At 40.3% G+C, this 10,836-nt stretch carries 8 protein-coding genes and 1 pseudogene; 7 read left to right on the forward strand and 2 right to left on the reverse strand.

Features of this window, described 5'->3' with window-relative positions; all coding sequences use genetic code 11:
* Positions 1-94 precede the first annotated feature (94 nt).
* The 4 genes from HWQ58_RS29490 (at position 95) to HWQ58_RS29505 (ending at position 4,883) form a co-directional block, all read left to right on the forward strand.
* Positions 95-907, forward strand: a complete 813-nt coding sequence (locus tag HWQ58_RS29490; protein ID WP_292870982.1) for a DUF2382 domain-containing protein — start codon at positions 95-97, stop codon at positions 905-907.
* Between the two features lie 556 nt (positions 908-1,463).
* Positions 1,464-2,369, forward strand: coding sequence for a DUF2382 domain-containing protein (locus HWQ58_RS29495; protein ID WP_292870984.1), 906 nt, complete (start codon positions 1,464-1,466; stop codon positions 2,367-2,369).
* A 241-nt stretch (positions 2,370-2,610) separates the two neighbouring features.
* The gene (locus HWQ58_RS29500) at positions 2,611-3,501 is read left to right on the forward strand and encodes a DUF2382 domain-containing protein (protein ID WP_292870986.1); all 891 of its coding nucleotides are present in this window, start codon (positions 2,611-2,613) and stop codon (positions 3,499-3,501) included.
* Between the two features lie 467 nt (positions 3,502-3,968).
* Positions 3,969-4,883 carry an ion channel gene (locus HWQ58_RS29505; protein WP_292870988.1) on the forward strand — a complete coding sequence of 305 codons (915 nt, stop codon included), beginning with the start codon at positions 3,969-3,971 and terminating at the stop codon, positions 4,881-4,883.
* Positions 4,884-4,903: 20 nt separating this feature from the next.
* Here HWQ58_RS29505 and HWQ58_RS29510 read toward each other — a convergent pair whose 3' ends face one another.
* Positions 4,904-5,098: a hypothetical protein gene (locus HWQ58_RS29510; protein WP_292870990.1), complete on the reverse strand. Its 195-nt coding sequence runs from the start codon at positions 5,096-5,098 to the stop codon at positions 4,904-4,906.
* 245 nt (positions 5,099-5,343) lie between these two features.
* Between HWQ58_RS29510 and HWQ58_RS29515 the strand changes: the two genes are divergently transcribed.
* On the forward strand, positions 5,344-7,056 hold the full coding sequence (locus tag HWQ58_RS29515) for an alpha/beta hydrolase (RefSeq protein ID WP_292870992.1): 1,713 nt from the start codon (positions 5,344-5,346) through the stop codon (positions 7,054-7,056).
* A gap of 174 nt (positions 7,057-7,230) precedes the next feature.
* On the opposite strand, the gene HWQ58_RS29520 is transcribed toward HWQ58_RS29515, so the two are convergent.
* Complete coding sequence (locus tag HWQ58_RS29520) at positions 7,231-8,562, reverse strand: HlyD family efflux transporter periplasmic adaptor subunit (protein WP_292870994.1); 1,332 nt, start codon at positions 8,560-8,562, stop codon at positions 7,231-7,233.
* 944 nt (positions 8,563-9,506) lie between these two features.
* On the opposite strand from HWQ58_RS29520, the gene HWQ58_RS29525 reads away from it, so the two are divergent.
* Together HWQ58_RS29525 and HWQ58_RS29530 are read left to right on the forward strand one after the other, a co-directional pair.
* Positions 9,507-9,737, forward strand: a complete 231-nt coding sequence (locus HWQ58_RS29525) for a hypothetical protein (protein ID WP_292870996.1) — start codon at positions 9,507-9,509, stop codon at positions 9,735-9,737.
* A 374-nt stretch (positions 9,738-10,111) separates the two neighbouring features.
* A pseudogene (locus HWQ58_RS29530) lies at positions 10,112-10,489 on the forward strand (ATP-binding cassette domain-containing protein); the annotation flags it as partial.
* Positions 10,490-10,836 lie beyond the last annotated feature (347 nt).

Here is a 10,836-nt window from a genome sequence, read left to right on the forward strand (position 1 = left end):
ATTTCCATTAAACTCAGTCGCCAGCAGGAGGATACTTAGCTCAATATTTTTTACACTAGTAAATAAACCTTATAAACCAACTTAGGAATAGCGTATGCCTCTTCACAAACTTGAACATTTTGACCAAAATTATCGAGAAACTTTTGGCGGAGACGATCTCAAAGCACTGGATCTTTATACTGGGGGAGGAGACAGAGTTGGCTCAGTTGGTGACGTTTTAGTTGATGATGATGGTCATTTCCGGTATTTAATTATTGATATCAGCTTAGATTTTGTTAGCAAGAAAATCTTACTACCAATTGGTCTTTGCCGGATCAGTTATCCAGAAAGACGCGTCTATGTTGATGGCTTAAGTAGACAGCAAATAGAAGGTTTACCCGATCATACAGAAGACGTGATCGTTAATAATGATTATGAAGAAAAGGTACGTAGTGTATTTCGTTCTCCAACTAGCGGTGTGACTTCCGATCGCGATACATACAATTACCAAGAAGATCCAGATTTATATGGGTTGAATGAGCAATCTCATCAAACTTTTAAACTCTATGAAGAACGATTAATTGCCAACAAACACCGCATCAAAACCGGAGAAGTAACGGTTGGTAAGCATATTGAAACAGAAACTGTACACCTTACAGTACCCGTTCAAAAAGAACGAGTTCTGATTGAGCGAGTTACGCCAACAGAAGCAGGAAAGGTTGTAAATCCCAATGAACTTCAGTTTCAAGAAGGGGAAGTAGCACGCATAGAAGTGTATGAAGAAACGCCTGAGATACATAAAGAAGCGTTTGTGCGTGAAGAAGTCCGGGTGAAGAAAGTAGTAGAACAGGACACTGTAGAAGCACAAGACACTATTCGTCGAGAAGAGTTAGATGTTGATACTGCGGGAAATTTACATCTGCAATAACATGGTGTTACTGCCATGAAGCTATTTAATTAGGTGGTTTATAAATTTGTTTGATAGATTTAGGACTTACGCATCAGGTACGAAATGTAGGGGCAATTCAAGAATTGCCCCTACGGTAAATCAAGGCTTTCACTGCTTTTTTGTGTAAGTCCTGAGATTTATCTAAAAATAATCATGTAGGCAACATTAATTTTATCTCTGCCTGTGTTTTTTATTCAATAACAAGATTCTCGACTTTTTAAGAAGTCGGTAATCTTAACATTTAAAAAAATTACATTTTTATAAACCATGTACAAATCCTAAGATACAAAACTTGGCAGTGAAAATCTTAATATATTTGGTAAATCCCGTGTACTAAAGCTAGACATATCTTTACAAAAGTCAAGTGAGATGCTGCCAATTTCATGTCTATAGTTAGCCATATCGATTAAAAATCTCTATAACTTTCGGTTATTTAACCCTGGAAATAATTCATTCGGCAGAAGGATGTATAAAAATAAATAAATGTCTAGTTTAGTCATTAAGAGATGACAAAAAATATTTGAGGTTAGACATAATGGTTCTTTACAAATTAGAAGATTTTGAGCCTAGTTATCAAGAGAGCTTTGATGGTCATGACATTAAGGGGCTGGGTGTCTATACACAGGGAACTGATGAAAAAGTTGGTACTGTTAGCGATGTTTTAGTTGATGAAGAAGGTCATTTTCGCTATCTAGTTGTTGACTTAGGCTTCTGGATTTTTGGTAAAAAAGTATTACTACCAATTGGCCGCGCCCGTATCGACTATAGCATTGATCGCGTTTACACAATTGGCTTGACTAGAGAGCAAGCTGAAGATTTGCCTGAGTTCAATGAACGTCAAACCCTTGATTACGACTATGAAGAACGGGTGCGTGGCGTATATCGCCAACCCACAGACTACAACCTTCCTGTAGAAGCTGCAACACCATTAGACCCTTTGGCAGGATTAGATCCTTTAGGATCGCCTGTAACACCATTAGGTACAACTCCCACTTACGCCCGTGATAGTTATACTTACGAAAATGAGCCTGCTTTATACGGGTTAAATGAGCAAGATCATCAAACTTTGAAATTGTATGAAGAACGGCTGATTGCCAGCAAACGACGCCAAAAAACTGGAGAAGTAACGATTGGTAAGCGTGTTGAAACTGATACCGCACGAGTTGCAGTGCCAGTAGAAAGAGAACGAGTTGTAATTGAACGTGTAACTCCAGCAGATGCGGGTGCGACTGTTTCTGGGCGCGAAGCAGACTTCCGTGAAGGCGAAGTTGCTCGCATAGAAATCCATGAAGAAACTGCTGATGTTCGCAAAGAAGCATTTTTGCGTGAAGAAGTCAGAGTCAGAAAAGTGGTCGATCAAGACACAGTTGAAACTCAAGAAACCGTGCGTCGTGAAGAGTTAGATGTGAATTCTGGTAATCTTCCAATTGAAGAACGTTAACTAAACATAGTCATTAGCTAGTACTAATGACTAATAATTAATTCTACACAGTGCAGGTAAAGCTGTTGAATTAGCTTTACCTGTGCTCGCAATACCTGATACCACTTAGGATTTTTGATTGCAAGTATTACTCTGGATATGAGTTGGAGAAATGCATCGAGCGCAAATATTTCCTAAATGGTATCCAGATGATTAATACATTTAATTTAGCTAAGTAGAAAGCAGTTGGTAAATTTTCCAGATGAATAGCCAAACTATGGCAAAAAACACTTTACAGGCAAAGGGTAATTCTCGCACTAGCTCCTCACTGGCAGATTTAAGAAAGAAGGTGAATAATTTTGCTGTGTTTGATAATCAAGGTCAGCTAGTAGGAGTAGTTCATGATTTAATTGTGGATGGTAATCGTCGGCTAAACCTCGTTATATCTAACCAGGCTAATCAAAAAACTGCTGAATATAGCCAGCAGTTAGCTGATAAACATCCTTCTTTATTTCGGTTGCAGAGCCAGAGAATAAAACAAATAGACAAGCCGACTAAATCTGTTTTCATCGACTTAAACAAATCAGAAATTGAATATATGCCTGAATATTTAGAATCAGAAACACCAGGCGATTTTAACTCAACTGAGCAATTAGCTAAAAATCAAATTAGCAATAGCCCAGTTGAGCCAGTAAATTTAGAACAGGTTCCTGAAGACCAGATTATTCGTCTAATAGAAGAACGACTAGTTGTTGAAAGCAGTAAGCGTAAAGTTGGTGAGGTAATTGTTCGCAAAGTAATCGAAACCCAGATAGTACAAGTTCCTGTCCGGCGTGAAAAGCTGATTGTGGAACAAATTAGCCCAGAACACAAACAACTTGCAGAAATTGATTTAGGACAAGGAGAAATTCCAGGCGTTGATTTGACCGAAGTAGAAAGACTTGAAGTTACACATTTCAACAACGGTTTAACGATAAGCGGCGAATTTAGCTCACCTAAAATTGCTAATTTATTATTGAATGCGATCGCACTAGAGCGAAATAATGGCTGTAAGCAGGTGCGTGTTACCATTGCTGTTGAAGATGAGTCGCACCAGAAAAAATACCAGGAGTGGTTTGATCGCTGTTCTAAAGGTCAATCACTAAAGCCATAATAATAAGTTTCTAACAGATAAATTAGTAGGGTGAGCATTGCACACCCTATTTTTTTGCTGATTTAAGAAAAGAAAGTTTAAATTTCCACTCCCTACTCCCTAATTGTCTATAGCAATCCTAAATGAGATTGTGAAAATTTTGGTTATGGTCGTCCTTGGTCATTTGTCATTTGCAATTTACTTAGGACACAATACTGCGTAGGTTTTGCCTAAAAAATAACTCCAATGTAGGTTAGGTTGAGGAACGAAACCCAACATTTTCATGGCTTTGTTGAGTTTCACTCCGTTCAACCCAACCTACAAATCTTCTTAACCAAGCAGTATTGACTTAGGACAAATGACTAATGACTAATGATAGCCAACTCCAAAAATATTTCACAAATGATTTAGGACTGCTATAGAGTGAATGTCTCTAAAGCAACTTAATTTACAATACTAAGTAGTTGCCGTTCTTTTGGCTACTTGCAATGAAATTTCGACTGAAGAGACTTTCACCCAAGAAACGACAGCATCTGATCTCACCGATTCAGATTAAAGTTCAAGATGGAAAATTTGAGATTATAGGTATGGGTGCATGGCATTCCTACTGGCGCGATCCTTATCATCTGCTGCTAACGATTCCCTGGACTGGCTTTCTGCTCCTGATTTGTACTTTCTATGTAACTATTAATGCTCTATTTACCCTAGCTTACTTGATCGGAGGAGATTGTATTGCCAACGCCCAACCTGGCTCTTTTTTAGATGTCTTTTTCTTTAGCGTCCAAACCCTAGCATCCATCGGCTATGGGGCAATGTATCCGAAAACAACTTACGCCAACATTATTGTCACGATTGAAGCAATGATCGGTTTGGTAGGAATTGCTGTGATGACAGGACTAGCATTTGCTCGATTCTCTCGGCCTACAGCCCGTGTACTCTTTAGCCGTGTTGCTGTCATTACAGTTCATGATGCAATGCCGACTCTGATATTTCGCAGCGCTAATAAGCGTCGCAATACGATTCTGGAGGCGCAGATGCGAGTCTACTTGATGCGCGACGAAGTAACCCTAGAAGGGCAGTTCATGCGTCGGTTCCACGATCTCAAACTGGTGAGGAACCAAACACCTAGCTTCACGTTAAGCTGGTCAGTGATGCATGTCATTGATGAGTTTAGTCCTTTATATGGGATGACACCAGAATCGTTAACCCAGACAAATACTATGCTGATTGTCTCTTTGAGTGGCATTGATGAAACGGTTGTCCAGGTCGTCAATGCCCGTCATAGCTATAGTGCGAATGAGATTTTGTGGAACAATCAATTTGTCGATATCTTTCACCACACACCCGATGGACATCACTACATTGATTACAACCGCTTCCACGATGTTTTACCTTTAGAATGAAGAGGTTAAATTTCTGAAAGTTACTCAGAAGTCTGATTGAGTGGTGGTTGTAAGGGTTTAACGACCACTCGACCATTTTCAATTACAGTGCAACTTTTAACCGTGCTCTTACTGTGGTTAACTGGCACATCCTGGCACTGCTTTTGGTGGGAGATATTTTGCTCTTGTTGTTGGTTGAGGACGACAACACAACAGGCGCAGGAAGCAAAGGACATATAACTTAATTTTGATCTCTATATTTATTATCGCGCTACTGATGTTGTTTGGCTGAAAAATTTGCTACTGATGTATTTTGATCGTTGAAAGCTCCTGTCAAATTTATGGTAAGTACTTACTTTATTGTGCTTGTAGCCTGTTTGATATATCTAAACCAATTAAACAGGAAAGCGGTTATATATCCCGCCCCGCTTTCCTCCCTGCTTAAACTTGTTTAAGCAGGGTTAGATAGTGGGTTTTTCTAATGAAAAAATTTTTGAGATATCTGGGTTTAGGTTTGCTATCTACGTTCTTGACTGCTACTCCCGGATTGGGGGCTGAACGCATTAGCTTTTATTATCCTCCCTTCGGCGAATTTTCTTTATCCGTGGACTCGCTGGAAACCTTTGCTAAAGAAGGCAAAATCGATCAAGATTTTTCATTTTATGCTAGTCGTGCGACTCCCGAACAACTTGCTCAACTGCGGAATCTACTCCAGCAGCGCTTTAATGTCACTCCTACACTAGTATCTCAAGTTACCTACTCACCCATAGGCGAGCAGCTGGTGCAACAACTAGGAAAATTACTCCTCACTGAGTCTCGAATAAATGGCTTCTATGCCATACGTGCTTCTTTAATTTTGTCTGCTGCGGATCGCGAGGGGTTAACGGTTGTGAATTTACTGCGGAAATTTCCTAGCGATACTATCCGGGTGAATTTCACAGAGGGGTTAAGGATAGTCGATGACTTGTCGCAATTGATCAAAAGAAAGGATGAAGTTTTTGCCTCTCTTCAAAAAGAAGCGATCGCTCAAGCAGCCACTTCCAACATTGATTTCTCCCAAAAACCAGATTTGCGATCGCCAGGAAAATTCACCTGGCAGAAAAAAAGCCTGGAGTTAAATGACATTCGTCGCTCACGCCGTCTACCTGTGGATATCTATTTACCGTCAGCAGGTTCACAAAACGCTGGAGAATTATTTTCGCCTCCCTTTCCCCTGATTGTAATTTCTCACGGACTGGCCTCAGACCGCTCTACCTTTGTCTACCTGGCTGAACATCTAGCATCCTATGGTTTTGCCGTTGCTGTATTGGAACACCCTGGTAGTAATGCCGAACGCTTTCAGCTATACTTTGCAGGTTTGGCAGGGCCGCCTGATGCAGCAGAATTTATCAACCGACCTTTGGATATCAAATATCTACTCAATGAACTCCAGCGTCTAGATAAATCCGATCCCACCCTCCAAGGAAAACTCAATTTTCAGCAAGTTGGGGCGATCGGTCAGTCTTTTGGTGGTTATACTGTTTTGACTTTAGCAGGAGCGAATATTAACTTTGAGCAATTGAGGCAAGATTGCAATCCCGATAATTCCTCCTTTAATTTGTCGCTGTTTTTGCAGTGTCAAGCAAACGATTTACCTCCAAAGAATTACGAACTCAAAGACGATCGCATCAAGGCGATCATTGCAATTAATCCCATTGACAGTTCAGTTTTGGGTCAGGAAGGAATCAGTCAAATTAAAATTCCCGTCATGCTGGTAGCAGGTAGTCAAGATGTTTTTGCACCACCTGTATTTGAGCAAATTCGCCCCTTTACCTGGCTTTCTGACTCCAATAAATACCTGGCTTTGATTGAAAATGCTACCCACTTTTCAGCGATCGCCGAACCTACTTCTGGAAATGATGTCTTACCTGTGCCACCTGCTTTACTGGGCCCCGATCGTGCTGCTATTTATTCCTATCTCAACGCCCTCAGCGTCGCTTTTTTAGAAACCCATCTCCTTAACCGCCCTGAATATCGTTCCTATTTGCAGCCTTCCTACGCCACTTTTATCAGCAAAGAGCCGCTTAATCTCAGTATTTTACAGTCGTTATCGGTAGCTCAGTTCGATCAAGTTTGGAGTGGGTCAACTCCCCAGTCAAGCAAACCATCAAATCCTCAACCTATTCCTACCCCTTATCAACCTTTGAGGCAATGAAACAGCCCTGTTGCTTTTGCAGGGGGGTTGGAGGGATCAAAAACCTGTGGTGCAACTCTCAAATACTTGTGTGTAGACACAAGTATTTGAGGAGAATTAGGGAGGATTGAGGTTTCCGGTTTTCAATGCGTAAATCCTGAGTGGTTCTCAATGGCGTGGAATACAGGAAGAAGCCTATAAATCTGTTAGCAGCCTTGCTTTTCTCAGAATAAATGTCATTACAGTTTCTTTTTTGGAGATGATATCAGCTGTAACTTCCATCCCCGGTTGAATGGGATAGGGTTTATCGCCCTTTTTTAAATAAAGTCTCTCTGCCTCAATTGTCACTTCATAGTAAGGCGCAATTGGATTGCCGTTACCTTGAGATGTAATGGCGTCAGCGGTTATGGCTCTGACAGCACCTTTGAGGATGCCATAATCTGGGTACGGATAGGCAGAAAGCCGCATTTGTACTTCCCCCTCTGAACATTTTGTTATTTGTACGGCTTTACACACCTGTACTTTGCTAATATCAGAAGCGGCAACACGGGCTTTGATGACCAGAGGTGCTTTACTAGGAGCAATTTGAGCGATCGCATCCCCAATCCGCACAACTTGCCCAGGATTTCTTAATTCTAGTTTCAGAATAGTACCTGCCTCTGAAGCCTGAATTATAGTTTTTTGCACTTCCGTTGAGAGTTGTTTTAGCTCTTCTTGAGCGCTGCTGATTTGATTTTGAATTTCTACTTGACGCCCAATAAGTTCTTGTCTTTCTTTGTTCAATGCCGCAAGCATAGACTCACCCTTTGCCCGTTCTTGGGCAATGCGTTCTTGGGCGATCTCCACATTTGCGCTAGTGGGATTGAGTCCAGTTTTGATCCCTTCTAATCTGGCAAGTGCTGCTTTAAAAGCTTGTTCTTTTTCCTTAATCTGTAGAGTTGCGATCGCTCCAGTATTTGCCAGTTGCTGATATCGCTTCAGTTCCTCCCTCGCTAACTCCACAGAGGCTTCTACTTCTTCCACTTCTGCCTTAGTGGTAACTCGCTTGTCTCTATAATCCCGTTGATTACGACTCAGATCGGCTTGTGCAGAGATAATCGCCTGCCCCATAGAATTGGACTCAGCTGTGATTTGAGTCTGTAGCGCTCTTAGTTGTGCATCGATTTGCTTTCTTTGTAAATGATTCTGCCGAATATTTCCGGCAATTTGGCTTTTTTTACTTTGTAATTGGGTGTCGTAGAGCAGTGCAATCTCATCTCCCCTTTTCACAACTTGATTTTCTTTTACCCTAATACTTCTAACAGTCCCCTCTGCTGCTGCTTGCACTAACCGTATTTCTCCTGTTGGACGGACAGTACCATCTGCTTTCACTACTATGTTGTATTGAATAAAACTTGCAAGGCTGAAGGCAGCGCCAACACTTCCAATTAAAAATACTCCTCCGAGCCTTGTCCAGATGCTGATTGACGGAAGATATTCATCGTTTTCAACTGGGCGGAGAAAGTCTGGTTGGGGGTCAATGAGCATGAACGTTAAAAAACATTTTGGTTGTGCAAAAAAATCTCGCTAGCTTTAGCCCAATAACCAAGGTTTAGCCTGGATGTATTGGTATGTAAGTACAAAATCCATGCACACCCTACTCTAAACAATAATTAGCGTAGCGCATTTTTTTAGCTATACCAAATCTTTATAATTTTTTCTAATATTTTACCATTTCTTCATTTACTAGCAAAAATTATATATTATTGAGTAGCTTTTGTTTTTCAGATTGATCAATGTTTTAGCGCGTTTAAATACATCTATATAAAACTTTCTTATAAAAAGTCAAATTGCTAATGTATAAAATAAACGAATAACAAGCAAATTTCAGTGATCGTGCTTGTTAGAAAAAGGTCGAATCCAATCGTTTTAGTTCTAGAAATTTGTTTAGGAAGAAGTTGTATCAAAAACTATTCTCTATTTATCTGCTGTACTGTATTTCAATGTATTTTGCCGAGTACTAACCGTATTAATACGTAATAGATTTTTATTACGTATATTTTTTATGTAAAATTTTACTTAAGTTTAAATACTATTTTTAATTTGCTGTAAGTAAAAAGGCGCAAAGAAACATAACTATATAAATAAAGATAAACATGAATCAAACCCTCTTACCTCCTGCCTACTGCCTTATCTCAACGATAAATATTTACGTCAACCTACTTATTTATGTTTAAAGATATAGCAATATCTGTAATTTCTTGATAAACAAGAAATTTTTTCAAGTAAACAAGTATTATCTGTAACCAACCACAGCATTGGCTACGTACTTGTAATACATATTTCTTAAGAACTTAGTTGCTTGATAAATTTAACAACATCCCTATAATGATTTGTAATCGACACATAAAAGTTACTAAATATACTGTTTGTATTTCTTACTTTGATGTGACGTGACTTTAAATCCCAACAATCAAGCGAGAACTAAAATTATGCAAAGCAAATTGTTTACTGCATTAAGCAGCAACGAAGAAGCCAATCTCTCTGGTGGTGGTAACGCCAATGGCGGCGCAGGCGGCAGAGGCGGCAGAGGCGGCAGAGGCGGCGATGCCACTGGTGGCGTTTTTATCGGTGGTGGCACTATTGTTGGCGATACTGATGGAGGAACTACAAATGGTGGAACTGGTGCAGCTGGTGGAGTTGGTGGAAGTGGCATAGGATAGAAAATTCATCGCCATAGGCAAAACTATGAAGTTTAGTAGAAGGGAAACAATAAACGTCAAGAGACGATTAATCGCGCCTTTGTAAGACACGATTAACCGTGCTTTAGATAAATAAAGCGTCGCGTTTGAAATAATTTACCCTGTTGCCACAGGTGAAATTACTTTTGCACGTAGCTCAATTGCTAATTGACCTACCAGCCATTAGCTAGTTCTTGAACGCACTAATATTACATAGTTTTTTGTTACCCATCTACTTTTCTTAAATAAACTTAACATTGACGTTGCCCACCAGCAACCGTCGATAAGTTTCAGCAGCGCTTTTCCCTAAATATACTGTTCACCTTTGAGTAGTCCACTAGGGAAATAAGCGCTGTTGCCAAATTGCGGAGGCAGACGATTTTATTAGTAAACTACCTGAAAAATATCAAACTGTATTAGGTGAATTTGGCTCAAATATTTCTGGTGGACAACGGCAAAGATTGGCTATAGCAAGAGCCATCATCAACGATCCACCAGTGCTGATTTTAGATGAATCAACAGCTGGACTCGATCCAGTTAGTGAAGCTCAAGTTTTGAATCAGCTGTTGTTGCATCGCCAAGGCAAAACTACGATTCTGATTAGCCACCGTCCGAGAGTAATTGCCCGTGCTGATTGGATTGTGCTATTAAATCAAGGCAAATTACAAATTCAGGGAACTGTGGAAGATTTGCGTGCCCAACCAGGAAACCATTTAGACTTTTTAATCCCTTAATTAAGCTGATGGACTTTATAGCATTTTTCAGGTATTTAGACCACAACTTAGACGGAGAATAGAGAGTGGTGTCAATACTGGGTAGGTTTTGCCTAAAAAATAGAAATGTGTAGCGACTGTTTTAAAAGTCAAGCGTAGGCGTAGCCCGTCTTAGACATCGTTTTGTTTGTGGAGATTTATGAAAGCGATGCCTACGGCGGGCTATTCGGCGTCGCACCTGTGTACTTGATCGCGGTGCGACAAAGTTTGAAGTACTCCAACACGAGTTTGGAGTACCTCAACACGAGTTTGGAGTACCTCAACACGACTTTGGAGTACCTCAACACGACTTTGGAGTACCTCAACAC

It is taken from the genome of Nostoc sp. LPT, from assembly GCF_017115165.1.
Lineage (GTDB): Bacteria > Cyanobacteriota > Cyanobacteriia > Cyanobacteriales > Nostocaceae > Nostoc.

Coding starts and splice junctions, on each gene's coding strand:
- HWQ58_RS29490 (WP_292870982.1), top strand. CDS start 95: ATGCCTCTTCACAAACTTGAACATTTTGACCAAAATTATCGAGAAACT.
- HWQ58_RS29495 (WP_292870984.1), top strand. CDS start 1,464: ATGGTTCTTTACAAATTAGAAGATTTTGAGCCTAGTTATCAAGAGAGC.
- HWQ58_RS29500 (WP_292870986.1), top strand. CDS start 2,611: ATGAATAGCCAAACTATGGCAAAAAACACTTTACAGGCAAAGGGTAAT.
- HWQ58_RS29505 (WP_292870988.1), top strand. CDS start 3,969: ATGAAATTTCGACTGAAGAGACTTTCACCCAAGAAACGACAGCATCTG.
- HWQ58_RS29510 (WP_292870990.1), bottom strand. CDS start 5,098: ATGTCCTTTGCTTCCTGCGCCTGTTGTGTTGTCGTCCTCAACCAACAA.
- HWQ58_RS29515 (WP_292870992.1), top strand. CDS start 5,344: ATGAAAAAATTTTTGAGATATCTGGGTTTAGGTTTGCTATCTACGTTC.
- HWQ58_RS29520 (WP_292870994.1), bottom strand. CDS start 8,562: ATGCTCATTGACCCCCAACCAGACTTTCTCCGCCCAGTTGAAAACGAT.
- HWQ58_RS29525 (WP_292870996.1), top strand. CDS start 9,507: ATGCAAAGCAAATTGTTTACTGCATTAAGCAGCAACGAAGAAGCCAAT.